Source organism: Micromonospora craterilacus (genome assembly GCF_003236315.1).
Classification (GTDB): Bacteria; Actinomycetota; Actinomycetes; order Mycobacteriales; family Micromonosporaceae; genus Micromonospora; species Micromonospora craterilacus.
On record NZ_POTY01000046.1, the window covers coordinates 17,331 to 33,113 of the forward strand.

The 15,783-nt window shown below is 68.6% G+C and carries 19 protein-coding genes; 11 read left to right on the forward strand and 8 right to left on the reverse strand.

The window, feature by feature from the left end; all coding sequences use genetic code 11:
- Positions 1-61: 61 nt before the first annotated feature.
- The 4 genes from C1I95_RS10235 to C1I95_RS10250 form a co-directional block, all read right to left on the reverse strand.
- Positions 62-745: a class I SAM-dependent methyltransferase gene (locus tag C1I95_RS10235; RefSeq protein ID WP_111213551.1), complete on the reverse strand. Its 684-nt coding sequence runs from the start codon at positions 743-745 to the stop codon at positions 62-64.
- 2 nt (positions 746-747) lie between these two features.
- Positions 748-1,212, reverse strand: coding sequence for a hypothetical protein (locus C1I95_RS10240; protein WP_111213552.1), 465 nt, complete (start codon positions 1,210-1,212; stop codon positions 748-750).
- Positions 1,209-1,532, reverse strand: a complete 324-nt coding sequence (locus C1I95_RS10245) for a putative quinol monooxygenase (protein WP_111213553.1) — start codon at positions 1,530-1,532, stop codon at positions 1,209-1,211. Before C1I95_RS10245 ends, C1I95_RS10240 begins: the two co-directional genes overlap by 4 nt.
- Before the next feature lie 135 nt (positions 1,533-1,667).
- Positions 1,668-1,925, reverse strand: a complete 258-nt coding sequence (locus C1I95_RS10250) for a response regulator transcription factor (protein WP_111213554.1) — start codon at positions 1,923-1,925, stop codon at positions 1,668-1,670.
- 191 nt (positions 1,926-2,116) lie between these two features.
- On the opposite strand from C1I95_RS10250, the gene C1I95_RS10255 reads away from it, so the two are divergent.
- From C1I95_RS10255 to nhaA, 5 genes are all read left to right on the forward strand, one after another.
- A complete protein-coding gene (locus tag C1I95_RS10255) occupies positions 2,117-2,878 on the forward strand; it encodes an SDR family oxidoreductase (RefSeq protein ID WP_111213568.1) in 762 nt (253 codons plus the stop codon).
- 13 nt (positions 2,879-2,891) lie between these two features.
- Complete coding sequence (locus C1I95_RS10260) at positions 2,892-3,296, forward strand: ester cyclase (RefSeq protein WP_111213555.1); 405 nt, start codon at positions 2,892-2,894, stop codon at positions 3,294-3,296.
- A 503-nt stretch (positions 3,297-3,799) separates the two neighbouring features.
- The gene (locus C1I95_RS10265; RefSeq protein WP_199523677.1) at positions 3,800-4,600 is read left to right on the forward strand and encodes an SDR family NAD(P)-dependent oxidoreductase; all 801 of its coding nucleotides are present in this window, start codon (positions 3,800-3,802) and stop codon (positions 4,598-4,600) included.
- Complete coding sequence (locus C1I95_RS10270; protein WP_111213557.1) at positions 4,597-5,367, forward strand: SDR family oxidoreductase; 771 nt, start codon at positions 4,597-4,599, stop codon at positions 5,365-5,367. The genes C1I95_RS10265 and C1I95_RS10270 overlap by 4 nt, the downstream gene beginning before the upstream one ends.
- Positions 5,364-7,253, forward strand: a complete 1,890-nt coding sequence (nhaA, locus tag C1I95_RS10275; protein ID WP_111213558.1) for a Na+/H+ antiporter NhaA — start codon at positions 5,364-5,366, stop codon at positions 7,251-7,253. The genes C1I95_RS10270 and nhaA overlap by 4 nt, the downstream gene beginning before the upstream one ends.
- 132 nt (positions 7,254-7,385) lie before the next feature.
- On the opposite strand, the gene C1I95_RS10280 is transcribed toward nhaA, so the two are convergent.
- Complete coding sequence (locus C1I95_RS10280; protein ID WP_111213559.1) at positions 7,386-8,360, reverse strand: LysR substrate-binding domain-containing protein; 975 nt, start codon at positions 8,358-8,360, stop codon at positions 7,386-7,388.
- A gap of 86 nt (positions 8,361-8,446) precedes the next feature.
- Here C1I95_RS10280 and C1I95_RS10285 point away from each other — a divergent pair, with 86 nt between their 5' ends.
- Complete coding sequence (locus C1I95_RS10285) at positions 8,447-9,766, forward strand: aspartate aminotransferase family protein (protein ID WP_233513457.1); 1,320 nt, start codon at positions 8,447-8,449, stop codon at positions 9,764-9,766.
- A gap of 124 nt (positions 9,767-9,890) precedes the next feature.
- Here the strand turns inward: C1I95_RS10285 and C1I95_RS10290 are convergent, their stop codons facing one another.
- Positions 9,891-10,442 carry a winged helix-turn-helix transcriptional regulator gene (locus C1I95_RS10290; RefSeq protein ID WP_111213570.1) on the reverse strand — a complete coding sequence of 184 codons (552 nt, stop codon included), beginning with the start codon at positions 10,440-10,442 and terminating at the stop codon, positions 9,891-9,893.
- A gap of 130 nt (positions 10,443-10,572) precedes the next feature.
- Here C1I95_RS10290 and C1I95_RS10295 point away from each other — a divergent pair, with 130 nt between their 5' ends.
- Genes C1I95_RS10295 through C1I95_RS10300 form a run of 3 tightly spaced genes read left to right on the forward strand, consistent with a single transcriptional unit; the run spans position 10,573 to position 12,873 of the window.
- Entirely contained in the window at positions 10,573-12,030 is a 1,458-nt protein-coding gene (locus C1I95_RS10295) for an MFS transporter (RefSeq protein WP_199523678.1), read from the forward strand.
- A gap of 11 nt (positions 12,031-12,041) precedes the next feature.
- A complete protein-coding gene (locus C1I95_RS36890) occupies positions 12,042-12,167 on the forward strand; it encodes a hypothetical protein (protein ID WP_267900691.1) in 126 nt (41 codons plus the stop codon).
- A gap of 1 nt (position 12,168) precedes the next feature.
- On the forward strand, positions 12,169-12,873 hold the full coding sequence (locus C1I95_RS10300) for an SDR family oxidoreductase (RefSeq protein ID WP_111213561.1): 705 nt from the start codon (positions 12,169-12,171) through the stop codon (positions 12,871-12,873).
- A 10-nt stretch (positions 12,874-12,883) separates the two neighbouring features.
- Here the strand turns inward: C1I95_RS10300 and C1I95_RS10305 are convergent, their stop codons facing one another.
- Together C1I95_RS10305 and C1I95_RS10310 are read right to left on the reverse strand one after the other, a co-directional pair.
- Positions 12,884-13,615 carry a hypothetical protein gene (locus C1I95_RS10305; protein ID WP_111213562.1) on the reverse strand — a complete coding sequence of 244 codons (732 nt, stop codon included), beginning with the start codon at positions 13,613-13,615 and terminating at the stop codon, positions 12,884-12,886.
- An 88-nt stretch (positions 13,616-13,703) separates the two neighbouring features.
- Positions 13,704-13,901 carry a heavy-metal-associated domain-containing protein gene (locus tag C1I95_RS10310; protein ID WP_111213563.1) on the reverse strand — a complete coding sequence of 66 codons (198 nt, stop codon included), beginning with the start codon at positions 13,899-13,901 and terminating at the stop codon, positions 13,704-13,706.
- A 318-nt stretch (positions 13,902-14,219) separates the two neighbouring features.
- On the opposite strand from C1I95_RS10310, the gene C1I95_RS10315 reads away from it, so the two are divergent.
- Together C1I95_RS10315 and C1I95_RS10320 are read left to right on the forward strand one after the other, a co-directional pair.
- Positions 14,220-14,906, forward strand: a complete 687-nt coding sequence (locus C1I95_RS10315; RefSeq protein WP_146605688.1) for a GntR family transcriptional regulator — start codon at positions 14,220-14,222, stop codon at positions 14,904-14,906.
- On the forward strand, positions 14,903-15,781 hold the full coding sequence (locus tag C1I95_RS10320; RefSeq protein ID WP_199523679.1) for a dihydrodipicolinate synthase family protein: 879 nt from the start codon (positions 14,903-14,905) through the stop codon (positions 15,779-15,781). Before C1I95_RS10315 ends, C1I95_RS10320 begins: the two co-directional genes overlap by 4 nt.
- Positions 15,782-15,783: the final 2 nt, after the last annotated feature.

Consider the following 15,783-nt stretch of genomic DNA (forward strand, 5'->3'; position numbering starts at 1 on the left):
CACCTCTGGTAGGTCGAGACCAGCAGGGCCACGCGAGGTTGACGCGTGGCCCCGTCTGCGGTCAGCGGTTCGGTGGTCTCGTGTTCTGGGGCGTCCGGATCGGCCGCTGCCATGACAGGTGCGGAGCCAGCCCAGCCGTCACCGGGCGCGTTGACATTCTCGGCCTGCGGCAGAAGTAGACGAACGCGGGTGGCATGTTCGCCCGGACCGTCCGGCCGCGCACCACTTCCTCGAACCGTTCGTCGAGGCTGCACCGGAGCCGCCGGGCCGGCGGCATCCAGTGCGTGTGGGCGTATGCGAAAGTGCTGAAGGCGCCGTCTGGGGCGAGAACCGCGGTGACCGCGGAGAGCAGATCGTCCTGTCGCCCCGGTGTGAAGGCCGCCCACGGGAGCCCGCTTACGATGACGTCGGCGTGGTCGAGCCCGCGTACCGCGAGTATCTCCCGCAGGTTGCGGGCGTCGGCGATGGCGAGGTCGACGCTCGGAAAGCGCGCTGCCAGCAAATCGGCGAACCGTTCGTTGATCTCGACGGCCAGATGGTGGCCTCGGCCGGCCAGCCGCCGTTGGATGGCCTGAGTGAACGCTCCGGTGCCAGGTCCGAGTTCCACCACGACGGGGTCGCCGGTGAACGGCACCGGCGCGACGACCGCGTCGGCGAGGGCCCGGCCGCTCGGCGCGACCGACGCAACCGTGAGCGGATCGCGGAGGAACTCACGGAGAAACTGGCTGCGGTAGTCGACGGTCATCGTCAGATCTCACCTTCGGCGGACATGGCGTCCAGGGCTCGGGCCAACCATTGCGTGCGCGTGCGCCGGGCGGCAGCACCGATGCGGGTCTGGGGGAACAGCGCGTCGAAGCCGTGGACGCCACCCGCCCAGACGTGGAGTTCGGCTTGCACGGGGATGTCAATGTTGGCGAACCGGTCACCCATGATCATGCCGCCGCCGTGAATCCAGTAGACGCACGGCGCGGGGGTGGTGCGGTCACCGGCCGGGCGGAACACCGACAGCGTGATCTCCGCGCCGTCGGCGGCGCGGGCGACGAACTCCCGCTGATCGATGGAGCGGCCGTCCCGCAGTGGCTCGATCGGAGCCGAGAAGTCGGGACGTACCTGTGCGAGGGCGTGCTCGTCGAGGATGGATGTCAGCGGCATCTCGGCGAGCAGTGCCGCCAGTTCGGGATCGACGTCGGGACGCGAGCTGGTGGTGATCATGATGCTTCGTTCTCCCGGAAGGCGGCCTTTCCCCCGACGGGGATCTCGTCGATGTAGGCCGACTCGCCGGCGAGTAGCGCCTGGAGCCGGGCAACCAGGGTCTGCGCGGGCTCGCTGGTGAAGAAGGCGCTGTGGGCCTCGACGCTGGTCCAGCCCTCCGTGACGAAGATGGTGTCCGGGTCGGCGGCGGACCGGCCGACCAGGAACACGACGCAGTCGTCGTCTGCCAGCGACGGCGCGTGGAGCAGGATGTCGAGGACCTCGCCTCCCTTGCCGGGCTTGGCGGTCATCGTGGCGTGGAAGCCGTGTCCGATGGTCATGGTGGGTGCCCCTTGGTGGGTCGTACTCGGGTAGGACGAGAACCAATCTCGTGGCAAGGGCTGGGGTGACACATCTGTCATACGACCTCAGGTGCATCGCCGGGCCGTGGCCCCTTACCTAGAAGGTCGAAGGCGTCATGGCGGCGGTCGCGGCGTTCGGGACGGCATGGCACGGCCACCGCTTCCGCCGGATCCCAGGGCATCCCTGAGACCTGCCCGGGACGTCACACCGAGTTTGGGAAAGACCCGGTAGAGGTGCGCGCCGACGGTGCGGTGCGAAAGGAACAGACGGTGGGCGATCTCCTTGTTGGTCAGACCGCTCGCCGCCAACTGGGCGATCTGCTCCTCCTGCGCGGTCAAGGCGGCCACGCCGGGAGCGGGCGGTTCGGCCATCCGGTACTCCGCTGGCCGCTGCGTGGACCCAACGCTGCGGAGCCGGGTAGCCGGTGTCGCAGGCCGGACTTAGGTCATTGGCGCTCGATGCGCTCCGGCGGGGAAGTCATCCGACAGATGTGGCCGGCACCGGCCGCCACGCACAGTGGTTCGGCACGCTTCCGAACGAGCGACAGGAGCCCCTCTCCACCATGAGCACAGTTTTGATCACCGGCGCTTCATCCGGCTACGGGCAGGAGACCGCACGGCACTTTCTCGCGCAAGGGTGGAACGTCATCGCCACCATGCGGACACCCCGCGCGGACGTCCTGCCCGAGTCCGACCGGCTCCGCATCCTCCAGCTCGACGTCACCGACCCCGACTCCATCGCTGCCGCGTTCGCCGCGGCGGGACCCATCGACGCCCTGGTCAACAACGCCGGCATCGGGCTGATCGGCGTGTACGAAGGCACCCCCATGAGTCGGGTGCGGGAGATCTTCGAGACCAACACCTTCGGCGTCATGGCCACCACTCAGGCGGTGCTGACCCAGTTCCGTGAGCGCGGCGCAGGCGTCGTGGTCAACGTGACCTCCAGCGTCGTGCTCGGGCACATGCCGCTCTCGGCCGTGTACAAGGCCAGCAAAGCGGCCATCGAGGGCTTCACCGCGTCGCTCGCCCTCGAGCTCGCCGAATTCGGCGTACGCGCCAAGACCGTCGAGCCCGGCACCTGCCTGACGACCAGCTTCGCCGCCAAGGCGACCGACAACACCGACCTGACCGGCCCGCTGGACAAGTTGGTCCCACCGGCCTACGAGCCGTTCGCGAAGCGGACCCTCGGCCGGTTCGTCGAGCAGGACCTGTTCACGCGGGAGAACGAGGTCGCCGAGACGGTGTGGCGGGCCGTGCACGACACGACCGGCCAGCTGCGATTCCCCGCCGGACCCGACGCGGTCCGGCTCGACCAGGCCAAGTGAGAGGAGCACCGCCATGTCCGAGCAGAACAAGCAGATCGTCCGCAACTACTTCGAGGAGCTCGACCGCGGCCGGACCACCCCGGTACACCTGTGCACGGAGGACTTCCGATTCCACCCGGCTGGACTGCCGACATTGGACATCGACGGGGTGAAAACGTTCGGCGACGCGTTCTTCGCCGGCATGACCGACCTGCAACACCCCCTCGACGAGCTGATCGCCGACGGTGACCTCGTGGCGCTGCGCTGCCGGTATGAGGGCACGCACGACGGGGAGCTCATGGGCGTTCCGGCGACCGGGCGACAGGTGTCCGCGATCGGGATCGGCGTCATGCGCGTCGCGGATGGCAAGATCGCCGAGTTCTGGGTGTCGCCGGACCGGATGACCATCATGCAGCAGATCGGCGCCATTCCCTCCTAGGCGATCCTGTCGATCATGGCGGTGCGAGGCGGAGTCCAGGCGCCGGCAGTCCGATGATGATCGGCATGGCCTGGTTCGCAGTCCTCCGGCCGCCGCCGTCACTGCGCAAATCCGAGCCCGGGCGAGGACCATGGTGCTCGCCCGGGCTCGGAGGGTGAATAAGCAAGACCCAGGTAGTTCTGTTATACCGCCGGGTCACCGGCACGGCGCCTAATGGATGCGTGGTCATTGGCTCGAGCCGAGCCGTCGGGGCATCCACGTTAGCTCCGTCGCCCCGCGACCTACTCGCACTCGCATCGGTGGCGACGTGTTCGAGCAGTACCGGTAATCATCGACGGCATCGCCACCAAGACCGCGCTCGGCCGAGTGGGCGAGCCGGAGGACATCGACAAAAATCATCGCGTTCCTCGTTTCGCACGAATCCGCATGAATCATCGGGCGGGACATCCAGGTCGCAGGGGGTAGGCACTATGAAGACTCCAGGGAAGCGGTTCGGCACGGTTGTGCTCACCGGCGCCACGAGCGGCATCGGCGAGGCGGCAGCCCGCCGGCTGGCGACAATCTCCGAGACGCTCATCGTGCTCGGGCCTGAGCCCGAAGAAGAGGTGAGGCAGGTTCTCAGGCAGATCCGCCGGCTCGGCCCCGCCGACGTCCACTACGTCGGCGCCGACTTCACCCACCTTTCCCACGTCGTCGAAGCTGCCCGCTCGATCAGGAAACTCGTGTCGACGGTCGACCTGTTGATCAACAATGCCGCAGTCCCCGGCGCGCCGCAGCGGATCACCACCACGGACGGATTCGAGCGGACGCTGCAGGTCAACGCACTCGCACCAGCGCTGCTGACGCGACTGCTCGTTCCGTCGTTGGCGGAGGGCGCACGAGTGGTGAACGTGGGGTCGTCGGCGCACCACGTCGAGCGGTTCCACTTCGACGACATCGACCTGGAGCACAGCTACTCGCCGGTGGCCGCGTACGCGCGAGCGAAGCTGGCGATGGTGACCTGGTCGTCCTTGCTCGCGGAAGAACTCCGGTCGATGCCGGTCGGTGTCGTCGCCCTCTGCCCCGGACTCAACGACACACCTCTCAGCGCCGCGATGATGGGCCGCATTGGTGGTCCTCCCGCCCAGGGCGCAGCCCGGGTCCTCCATGCCGCAGTCGCCGACGTTCCGTCCGGGGCCTACCTCGAAGACGACCGCGTCGGTTTGCCGAGCGCGGACGCGACCGATCCCTCGAACCGGGAGCAGCTCACCGCCCTCTACTGGGAGCGACTCCTGCGCTTTGCGGCAACGGGACGCGAACGATGAGCGAGCAGAGCGGGACAAGAGGCGTCCTCGGTGCTCGGGTCGCCGTCGTCTTCGGCGCGACTGGATGGATCGGCCGCGCCATTTGCCACGAGCTGGTTCGGGCCGGCGCGAGCATCGTCATGGTGGGTCGAGACGCGGACCGCCTCGACGCCCTCAAACGCGAACTCGGCGGAGGCGATCGAGTGCTGTCCACGGTCGCGGACGTCACCTCCCAACTCGAGGTCGACGACGCCCGAGCGGCCGCGATCAGGCGGTTCGGCCGCATCGATCTTCTGGTCGTGTCCTCGGGCGTGATCACCGGCTCCGCCTTCAGTGAAGGCATCCCGGCAGATTGGGCCGAGATGATCGACGTGAACCTGCGCGGGCTGCTGCACGCATCCCAAACGTTCGCCGAGCCGCTCCTGGATAACGCGGACCGCGGGGCGCCCGCCGACATCGTGCTGATCGGCGCCACCAGTACCGATGTTCGCGCCCCTCGGTTTGCCGTTTTCAATGCCCTGTCGGCGGCCATCAAGCAGCTCGCACGGGCGCTGCGCCAGGAGTACGGGCCACGGGGCATGCGTGTCCACATCATCGAGCCGGGCTTCGCGGCGGACCAGTCCGACGAGCATCGCAACGCGTCATTGCCCGTGCGTGACAAGCAGCATGCACGGGCCGCGTCCGCGGGAACACCGGACGCGATCGCCGCAGTGGTCACGCTCGCCGCGGCGCTGCCGCGGAGCGTGAACCTTGCCGAAGTCCTCCTCCTGCCCACCGAAACGGCGTGACGAACGTGGCTGGGAGCACCCTCGCGATCAACTCCCCGGACGCGACTCGTCGCGGCCCCATCTCCCGTCTTCGGCGCAGCCCAGAGGCGCTGCGCGGCGCCGTCGTCCTGATCGCCGGCACCGTCGCCGCGCTGGTCTGGGCGAATCTTGCGGGAGACAGCTACGAGTCCTTCTGGCATCTCCCTCTCGGCCTCGAACTCGGAGGTTCCAGGTTCGAGCTGGACCTGCAGCACTGGGTCAACGACGCCGTCATGGCCGTATTCTTCGCGCACATCACGCTCGAGGTCCGCCGCGAGCTCGAGCTGGGTGAGCTTCGTGACTGGCGGAGGGCGAGCGTCCCTGTCATCGCGGCCGTCGCCGGCCTCGTCATCCCGGCACTGATCTACGTCGGCATCACCTGGGGCACCGGCGCGGTTGGCGGTTGGGGGATCGTGGTCTCCACGGACACCGCCTTCGTGCTGGGAATGCTCGCCATCATCGGACGTGTGATGCCGCCCCAGCTGCGGATCTTCCTCGTCACGCTCGCTGTCGCCGACGACGTCGGTGCGCTCGGGGTCATCGCGTTCGCCTACACCGACCACTTCACCCCGCTGCCACTGTTCATTGCTGTGGGCGGCCTCGCGATGATCGCGGCGATGCGCCTCGCCGGGGTGTGGCGCGGCGCGCTGTATCTCCTGCCCTCGATCGTCGTCTGGGTCGGCTTCTTCCTGTCGGGTGTGCACGCCACCCTGGCCGGCGTTGCGATCGCGTTACTGCTGCCGATCTTCCCCACGCGGTTCGACGACCTGCGCAGGGCTCAGGACCACGTCCGAGCCTTCCAGATGTCACCGACCGCCAGCTACGCTCGCACGGCCAACAACTCCCTCGCGCGAGCCGTCTCGATCAACGAGCGCGCCCACCGAGCACTGACGCCGTACGTCACCTGGCTGATCCTGCCGATCTTCGCCCTCGCCAACGCCGGCGTGAACGTCACCCGGGAGTCACTGGTCGACGCATTCACCTCCCGGCTCACGTGGGGCATCATCGCTGGTTTGGTCATTGGCAAGATCGTCGCTATATCTGTGTCGACCTGGATCGTCACCCGAGTTCGGCCCGACGCGCTCGGACCGGCGGTACGCATGTCCCACATCACCGGCCTGAGCATGCTCGCCGGGATGGGCTTCACCATCTCGCTGTTCGTCACGGAGTTGGCGTTCGACGATTCTGTCGATGTCAGCCGTGCGCAGATCGGCGTGATCGCTGCCACCGTGCTTGCCGCTACCCTCGGCGCCGCCGCTTTCGCCGTCATGAGCGCGCTCGAGCGGCGGCGATCGCCGCACCGGGACCGTCTCGTGAGGCCGCTCGACCCGTCTCGCGACCGCGTACTGGGTGACCCTCGCAGCGCCGTGGTGAACGTGGTCGAGTACGGCAATTACGCCACGCCCCACTCGCCGGCTGCGCGAGAGATGCGCCGCGAAATGGAAGGCCGCTTTGGCAGCGAGGTCGTGTATGCGTTCCGTCATCTCCCGCTCGAGCAGCCACTTGGTCTTTCCGCTGCCATCGCCAACGAGGCTGCGGCCCTCCAGGGACGATTCTGGGAGATGCGCGACGAGCTCATCCGCGAAGCACCGATCGAGAACGAACGACAGATCCGCCGAGCGGCCGCAAGCGCGGGATTGAACTTGCGGCGATTCGAACACGACTGGGGCGATGCGACTGGCGCCCAACGGGTCGACGAGGACCTCGCCGACGCGGAAGCGATGCACCTACACCACGCTCCGACGTACTTCATCGACAACACACGCTACGAAGGGTCGATCGATGCCGATTCGGTGAACGCAGCGGTGGCAGCAGCAAGGAACTCGGCGCTGCGACGCAGTGAGCAACCAGGGGCGCAAGCAGGGTGAGCGATGTGCTCGCGCGGCGTATCCCTTCGATGCTGGTGAGAAAGTCCAGCGGAGATTCGAACCAGGGCATGAGACCGCGCAGGACATCGTCACCTGGGTGCCGCAGAGAGAAAGCCCGTTTCCGGCGACTCGTCAGTGTGTGGGGCTCCCGACGTTCCGTACCCCGACCGGGTTCGAAGCTTCTCCGGCCGGTATCCGCTCGTGCCGAGATAGCGGGGTCGTGGCGAGGTCGCGAAGTTCGTGGAGGACGATCTGGCTCGCTGTGGTGAGAGTTGAGCGGCTGCGAACGGCCGCGTAGACGTGGCGGGTCAACGGTCGGCGTAGCGGGCGGGTGGCGACGTGGTAGCGACGGTCCACGGCCAGCTCGGGCAGGAGCGACACGGACAGGCCGGCTTCGATATGTGCCAGGAGCAGCTCGTAGCTGGCGAAGCGGCCAGCCACGACTGGCTCGAAGCCGGCTTGTCGGCAGGTGCTCGTCACCAGGTTGGACAGGTATGTGCCGGGCATGTCGATGGACCAGGCCGCCTCGGCGAAGTCGGCCAGGTCCGCCGGTGCGTCGGACGCAGCTTGCGGCCGCGGCAGCACGAGCACGATGGCATCGGTGAGCAGGGGAATGGTGTGCACGTCAGGATGCAGCGGCATGGACCCGTCGATGAAGTCCGCGGCCACGATGATGTCGTAGTCGCCGCGGCGCAGGGCCGGATGGCTGGCCTGCGGGTCGAGTTCGGCGACCTCAAGCTCGATCCTGGGATGCGCCTCCCGGAGCCGCGCGGCGAGCGGAATGACGACGGTCCGTATGACGCTGGAGAAAGCCGCGAGGCGTACCGGCCCCGTCGGTTGTCCGGAGCGGCCCTGGAGGTCCGCCTCAGCGGCCTTGACCTGGTCAAGGATGATGCGGGCGTGCCGGGCGAGCGTACGCCCAGCAGGCGTGAGCTGTACGCGTCGGCCGCTGCGCCGCAGCAGTTCGGTTTGGGTCTCCGCCTCCAGGACCGCCAGTTGCGCTGACACCGCCGACGGACTCATGTGCAGTGCCGCGGCCACGGCCCGCATGGTGCCGAGGCCGTCCAGCAGGCTGAGCATCTCCAGGCGTGCTGTGTTGAGCCGCATCGGAAACTCCTTGTGCGCGAATTCCGCACAGCGTAGCCAAAAACATTAGCTTTTCCTGCATAACGAACGCTCCTATCGTGAGGCCCATGACGATGACTACCGAGCGGAGTACCGCCGAACAGTTTTGGTCCGATGCTGCCCGCCATCTGGTGCGCTACGGCGGATCGTTCACGCCCGAGATCATCGAGCGCGCGGCCGGTAGCTTCGTGTACACCGCCGACGGCCGGCGGATCCTGGACTTCACCTCGGGCCAGATGAGCGCCATTCTCGGGCACTGCCATCCCGCGATCGTCGAAACGGTGCAGCGGGAAATCGCGAGGCTGGACCACCTGTTCAGCGGCATGCTGTCCCGCCCGGTCGTCGACCTCGCGCGCCGGCTCGCCGAGTCCCTCCCCGCGCCATTGGAGAAGGCGCTGCTGCTGACGACCGGCGCCGAGTCGAACGAGGCGGCCATCCGGATGGCCAAGCTCGTCACGGGCAAACACGAGATCGTCGCCTTCGCCAAGTCGTGGCACGGCATGACGCACGCGGCGGCCGCCGCGACGTACAGCGCCGGCCGCCGGGGCTACGGGCCCACGCCAGGAAACTTCGCGATTCCCACGCCCAACCCGTACCGCCCCGACTTCACCACCCCTGACGGCGAGTTGGACTGGCAGCGCCAGCTCGACTACGGCTTCGACCTCGTCGATGCCCAGTCATCGGGAAGTCTCGCGGCGTGCATCGTCGAGCCGATCCTCAGCTCTGGCGGCATCATCGAGCCACCACCGGGCTACTTCGTCGCCCTGGCGCGCAAGTGCCGTGAACGCGGCATGCTGCTGATCGTCGACGAGGCGCAGACCGGTCTGTGCCGCACCGGCACGTGGTACGCCTTCCAGCGTGACGGCATAGTGCCCGACATCCTCACCCTGTCCAAGACGTTGGGCGCCGGCCTACCGCTCGCCGCGATGATCACGACCGAAGAGATCGAACAACGGGCACACGAGCGGGGTTACCTCTTCTACACCACACACGTGTCCGACCCCCTCGTCGCCGCCGTCGGCAACACCGTGCTCGACGTCCTCCAACAGGAGCAAATGGACGTACGGGCCCGAGAGCTTGGCGAGTTCCTGCGCGCCGGCCTGCTTGACATCAGAGACCGACACGACGTGGTGGGAGATGTACGGGGGCGCGGCCTGATGCAGGGGATCGAACTCGTCCTCGACCGGGAGACGCGTGAGGGCTCGGACGTCCTCGGCGCCCACGTCACCCGCCGCTGCCTCGAACTCGGCCTCCATATGAATGTCGTGCAACTGCCCGGCATGGGAAGCACCTTCCGGATCGCGCCACCCCTCACCACGACGCGAGAGGAGCTGGCCCTCGGTCTGGAAATCCTGGACCAGGCGATCGGCGAAACGGCGCCGGCCTGACCGGCCGCGTCACCCGTCCGCGTCGCGCCGGTAGTGACGCCCCGGGGGATGCGATCCACTCCATCGCAGACCAGCACCACGAGTGGGCCGTAGGCTGGTCATCGAACCGCGACCCGACGCTGCGTCAACGGGACCCGCGGGACCGCGAACGCATCGCAGTGACGTAGGCCTCGTCCTTCAGGCGCACCGCAGCTTGGTCGAGCGGCACGTCGTGGCCCCTGGCGCACCTGACGTGGGCTGAAAGCGGGGCCTCACAGTCGCGGTGAACAAGCTCGACACCGGTGCGGTGGTCGTCGCCGAGCAGCTCTCCCCACTGCACCAGGGCAACGATGATCGGGAAGAGTTCGCGTCCGCGCTCGGTGAGAACGTACTCGTCCCGGGTGCGCTTGCCGGCCTCTTGGTAGGGGCGCCGGTCGACGATGCCGTCGGCGTACAACTGCTTGAGCCGCCCGGCAACGACGGCCTCGCTCAAGCCCGTGCGTCGGGTCAACTCGTCGAACTTCGTGCCCCCGTAGAAGAGTTCGCGGACTACCAGCATCGCCGAGCGCGTGCCGATCAGATCGAGCGAGCGCTCGATGCGGCACCAGCCCTTCGCAGACCATTCGTCACGCTCGGAGAACGCGCCCAGACGCGCAAGGACGTCGGCGGACCCGGCCTGCCCCTCGTCGTGACTCATCACGCCATCCTACCCTGACTTTGCTCATTGCAAGCCAGGGTGTAGCTTGCTGGCTATGGTCTCCACTAGCCAGGATAGCCGCGCGTCGCCTACGCCACCCTCCGTAGCGAACAGGTGGCCGAGCCTGTTCGTGGTCTGCATCGGCGTGATGATGGCTTTCATCAACGCCTCGTCGACCATCGGGGCGCTCGCCTCGATCCAGGACGACCTCCATGTCTCGGGCAGCACGCTGGTGTGGGTCACCAGTTCGTTCACGCTCGCGTTGGTGAGCCTGGTGATGTCGGCCGGAACGTTCGGCGAGCTCTACGGTCGCCGCCGCACCTATCTCGTAGGCGTTGTGCTCTTCACCGTCGGCAGCGTGACCGCGTTCGCGGCCGACAGCTCGGGCGTGTTGATCACAGGTCAGGCGATCATGGGTGTCGGCGCGGCAGCGATCCTGCCGTCCGGCCTGGCGATCGTGAGCACGAGCTTTCACGCCCCCCACGAACGCACCGGTGCGATCAGCATCTGGGCAAGCTGCGCCGGACTCGGCCTGGCGATCGGGCCCCTCGTCGCCGGCTTCTTGCTGGCCCACTTCTCGTGGCACAGCGTCTACCTCACCAACGTTGTCCTCGGCGTCATTGCGATCATGCTCACCTTGCTGGTCATGAAGGAGAGCAAGCACCCCTCACGGCAGCTCGATCCGCTCGGCGTCGTCCTGGGAACGATCACGGTCGCGGCGGCGACCTACGCGATCATCGAGGGCGGCGCAAGGGGGTACGGCGAGCCGCCCATCGTCGTTGCGTACGTGGTAGCCGCCGTCGGTGCGATCGCCTTCCTACGGGTCGAGTCGACGCACCATGACCCGATGCTCGATCTGCGCCTGTTCCGTAGCGCGTCCTTCACCACCGTGATGCTGGTCGGCGCGGCCGCGATGTTCGGCTTTGTCGGGATCGCGCTGCTCAGCGTCCTGCACCTAGAACGGGTCGCAGGTCACGACGCACTCGGAGCTGGCGTGCGGCTGATGCCGATGATGGTCACCTACGTCGTATTCAGCGCCTTCGCCGCCCGGATCGTGCGGTTCGTCGGCTTCACCGTCACCCTGACCGCCGGGCTTGTCCTGATGGGTGTGGGGGCACTCTCGCTGCTGTGGAACGGCGCGGACAACGGTTACTCCCACATGTGGCCTGGCCTGGCACTGGCCGGCATCGGCAGCGCACTGCTCGTGGCACCGTCGACTGCCGCAGCCGTGAACAGCGTCAGCCCGCTTCAAGCGGGCATGGCGTCGGCAACAGTGAACCTGTTTCGCCAGCTCGGCTCGATGCTCGGCCCAGCCGTCCTCGGCACCATCGCCACCAGCCGCTTCCCCGGACTACTGGCCGACGATCTCGGTGGCGACGGCCTACCTGCTGACAGCGCCAAGTCGGTCGCCGCCGCCATCAGCCACGGCCAGGCACCGACAGTCGATGACGCAACGCGCGGGTTGCTCAGCCACGCCGTACCCGACGCCTTTTCCACGGCCCTGCACGGCGGACTGCTCACCGGCGGCATCGTCCTGCTCGTCGTCGCAGTCCTCGCTGCGCTCTTCGTACGCCACCGCCACCCCTGAGGGAACCCATCATGACCAGCGCCTACATCATCCACGCCGTCTGCACCCCGATCGCCGAAGGCAGCGGCCGCGACGGCCGCCAAGTCATGTGCGAAGCCGGCGGTCTCGCCAACGCCACCATCATCGAAAGGATCTGACATGCCGACCCTCAACGGAGCCGTCGTGCTCATCACCGGGGCCAACGGCGGCCTCGGCACCCACTTCGTCCACCAGGCCCTCGAACGGGGTGCCGCCAAGGTGTACGCCGCCGCACGCAACCCGCGAGACTGGAACGACGGCCGCATCGTCCCCCTCGTCCTGGACGTGACGTCGCCGGAGTCCATCGCGACCGCGGCCGAGGTCGCCAACGACGTGACCGTCGTCATCAACAACGCCGGGGCCTCGAACGGCTCCAGCGTGCTCGGCGACCTGTCCGCGGCACGCGAGCTGTTCGAGACCAACTTCTGGGGCGCACTCGCCGTGACCGACGCATTCTCCCCAGCACTCAAGACCTCGCGGGGCACCGTGCTCAACGTGCTGTCTGTCCTGAGTTGGCTCGGGATCGGCGACGCCTACAGCGCGACCAAGGCGGCCCTCTGGCAGGCGACCAACACTCAGCGCATCAAGCTCGCCCCCGAGGGCGTACACGTCGCCGGGTTGCACCTCGGTTACGCCGACACCCCCATGACCAAGGGAGTCGACGCCCCCAAGCTCGACCCGGCCGACGTCGTCCGCTCGGCCTACGACGGGATCGAAGCCGGCAGCTACGAGATCCTCGCCGACGAGCTCAGCGGCCAGGTGAAGGCCGGACTCGCCGCGCCCATCGAAGCGCTCTACCCGCAGCTTGCAAAAGCCCGCGCGTGACCCGAAAACGTCAGCCCGGTGACGGGGCCTCCGAGTCCGGCATCCGCCAGGCGACCACCACCAGCCAGATCATCCACACCACATCCAGGGCGAAGGCCAGCACGATGGCGATCGTCTCCGTCTGCGAGAAACCCACGGAGCCGACCACCCAGCCCTGCATCAGGTAGGCGAGGCCGGAAAGCCCGATCAGGGGGACTATCGGCCGCGGAATCCGAGCCGTCCACACGAGGGCGACCGCGAGCAGGAGCAGCGCGATGCCCAGGGCGAGGTTGTGGTAGCTCCGTACCCCCCACTCAAGCCAGCGGATCGCCTCGGCGCTCGCGAAGCGCGCCGCCTTCTCGCTGTCCGGGGCGCTCGCCCACGCGTTCACGGTCTGCTTGAGGGCGACCCCGTCCACCGCTTGGAGCACGCCGTACAGGGCCAGCGCCGCCACTGCCGCGGCGGCACCGAATCGAGCCGCCCAACTCGCCGCTCCAGCCCGGAGGTCCAGGACGGAGAAGAGGGCAAGCAGCCCGGCAAGGAAGATCGCCATGGCCGCGAACTGGCCGACGTGCACGAGCGTCCAGATTCCGTTGCCGGCGTACTCGCCGAACACGGCGGGGTGGTTGTTCGCGTCCCCGTCGGCGTGGAACTGGGTCACCAGGATGTACAGGAGTTGTCCCGCGAGTAGCAACGTGGCGGAGAGGCGCAGGGAGTTGCGACGCGTGGGGGTGGTATCGAGGACGGGAGATGTGCTGGACACGGCGGGCCTCCAGGTGGTGTGCGAAATGGACGGGGTGAGCGGCGGTGACGGTGACTGGCGTACGTGGTTGCGCCTCCTCGCCCGCCGCTCAGGCGACCTGGTGGCCGGCTTCGCCGATGGCAGCCCGTACGGCCCCCGGGTCGGCGTCGCCGTCCACCCGGACGGTCTTGGTCGCCAGGTCCACGGTCACCGCGTGGACGCCGACCACCAGGCTCACCTCCTCCCGGATCGCCTCGACGCAGCGGCCGCAGCTGATGTTCGGCACGGAGAGCACGAGCTGGTTCATGGATCACTCCTTCGTCCGGTGGGCCGCCGCGGTGGCGGCCCGGCGGGACGAACGGTGCCGGCCGCCGCTGTCCACCCGCTGTCGCGTACCCCGCGGATGCGCCGAGGGGTACGGACAGCGGGCGGACAGCGGCGGCCGGGAGGTTGGCGACACCCGACCCGCAGCGTGACCGGTCCCGCCGCCGTCGCTGCCGGGTAACCCTGACCGCGAAAGCGCCGCTGTGGCCGGGTCGACCCGACCCAGTGCGCCGGCGCCTCACTGCCGTTGACGGCACTCCGATCGCGGGTGTTAACTGTTAACAGTTATCAGGAGGTGGCAGTGTTCGACGGTAGGCCGATCCGGGTGGAGTCGCTCGGTGAGCGACTCGCCACCGAGCTGCGGCGGCGCATCATCGCGGGGGACGTGCCGACCGGCACCCGGCTGGTGGAGGAGGAGCTGGCCGAGTCCTTCCAGGTCAGCCGGGGACCGGTCCGGGACGCGATCAAGATCCTGCGGGCCGAGGGGCTGGTCACCGGTGCCGGCCGGTACGCGGTGACCCGCTCGCTGAGCGCCGCGGACATCGACGAGCTGATGGCCCTGCGGGAGTCGTTCGAGCTGCTCGCCGCGGAGCGGGCCATCACCGGCCGCCGGGAGGTCCTCGCCGCCGCGCTGCGGACCGCCCTGACGGAGATGGACGCCGCCGTGGCCGTACCCGATGCGGCGGCCTTCACCAGCGCCGACCTCCGGTTCCACAGCGCCTTCTTCGAGGTCGCCGGACTGACCCGGCTCAACGTGCTGTGGAACCAGTTCCGCCCGACCATCGAGGGGCTGCTGCACGCCTCCGGCAAACGCCTCGATGATCTCGCCCCGTCGGCGCGGGAACACCACGACCTCGCCGGCCTGGCCGCCGCGGGCGATGTGACCGCGGTCAAGACCGAACTGCACCGTCACCTGCGCACCACCTGCGCGCGGCTACAGGCCGCGGCCCCGACACCCACCAGCTCAACGAAGGAGTCGAAACCGTGACCGCGTACCCCCGGGCGGCCCTGATCAGCGCGCTGCCCACGCTCTTCGACCAGCGCGGCGCGGTCGACCTCGATGCCACCAAGGCCGCCTACGAGGGGCTGGCCGACGCGCCCGTGGACGGCGTCTTCGTCGCCGGCACCACCGGCGAGTTCACCACCCTCAGCGACGAGGAGCGGCTGGCTGTCTGCGCGGTGGCCGGCGCCGTCTTCGGCCCGGAGCGGACCTACTGGCACGTCGGGGCCGCCTCCACCCACCAGGCCGGGCAGCTCACCGCGGTCGCGGTCGACCAGGGCGCCCGGCGGCTGGCCGCACTCACCCCCTACTACTTCCCGGCCACCGAGTCCGCGCTGCTGACGTACTACGAGACGGTGGTGGCCCGGGCCGCCGGCGTGCCGGTGTACGGGTACGTCTTCGCCGACCGGACCACCACCACGGTCCCGCCGGAACTGCTCGGCCGGCTGGCCGGCACCGGCCTGGCCGGGGTGAAGATCAGTGGCGAGGGCAGCGCGGCCGTCGCCACGTACCTGGCCGCCATGCCCGACCCGCAGATCGCGGTCTACTCCGGCGCGGACCTTGAGTTCGCCGAGGTGGTGGGGATCGGCGCGACCGGCGTGGTGTCCGGTGTCAGCTCCGTGCTTCCGGCCCCCTTCCTGGCGGTACGCGACGCCCTGCGGGCCGGCGACGCGGTGGCCCTGGAGGTGGCCCGGGAACGGGCTCGGCGGGCCGTCGTCGCCACCCGGCACGGCAACCTCGCCCACCTGAAGGCGGTCCTGGAGCTGCGTGGCGTGGCCGCTTCCGGCCTGCGCGCCCCGCTCGACGGGATCTCTCCGGCCGACCGCCGTGCGTTGGCGACCGACGTCGCCGACCTGTTGTGACC

Excerpts from the sequence above, each read along its gene's own strand:
- C1I95_RS10235 (WP_111213551.1), bottom strand. The coding sequence starts at position 745 with ATGACCGTCGACTACCGCAGCCAGTTTCTCCGTGAGTTCCTCCGCGAT.
- C1I95_RS10240 (WP_111213552.1), bottom strand. The coding sequence starts at position 1,212 with ATGATCACCACCAGCTCGCGTCCCGACGTCGATCCCGAACTGGCGGCA.
- C1I95_RS10245 (WP_111213553.1), bottom strand. The coding sequence starts at position 1,532 with ATGACCATCGGACACGGCTTCCACGCCACGATGACCGCCAAGCCCGGC.
- C1I95_RS10250 (WP_111213554.1), bottom strand. The coding sequence starts at position 1,925 with ATGGCCGAACCGCCCGCTCCCGGCGTGGCCGCCTTGACCGCGCAGGAG.
- C1I95_RS10255 (WP_111213568.1), top strand. The coding sequence starts at position 2,117 with ATGAGCACAGTTTTGATCACCGGCGCTTCATCCGGCTACGGGCAGGAG.
- C1I95_RS10260 (WP_111213555.1), top strand. The coding sequence starts at position 2,892 with ATGTCCGAGCAGAACAAGCAGATCGTCCGCAACTACTTCGAGGAGCTC.
- C1I95_RS10270 (WP_111213557.1), top strand. The coding sequence starts at position 4,597 with ATGAGCGAGCAGAGCGGGACAAGAGGCGTCCTCGGTGCTCGGGTCGCC.
- C1I95_RS10280 (WP_111213559.1), bottom strand. The coding sequence starts at position 8,360 with ATGCGGCTCAACACAGCACGCCTGGAGATGCTCAGCCTGCTGGACGGC.
- C1I95_RS10285 (WP_233513457.1), top strand. The coding sequence starts at position 8,447 with ATGACGATGACTACCGAGCGGAGTACCGCCGAACAGTTTTGGTCCGAT.
- C1I95_RS10290 (WP_111213570.1), bottom strand. The coding sequence starts at position 10,442 with ATGAGTCACGACGAGGGGCAGGCCGGGTCCGCCGACGTCCTTGCGCGT.
- C1I95_RS36890 (WP_267900691.1), top strand. The coding sequence starts at position 12,042 with ATGACCAGCGCCTACATCATCCACGCCGTCTGCACCCCGATCGCCGAA.
- C1I95_RS10300 (WP_111213561.1), top strand. The coding sequence starts at position 12,169 with ATGCCGACCCTCAACGGAGCCGTCGTGCTCATCACCGGGGCCAACGGC.
- C1I95_RS10310 (WP_111213563.1), bottom strand. The coding sequence starts at position 13,901 with ATGAACCAGCTCGTGCTCTCCGTGCCGAACATCAGCTGCGGCCGCTGC.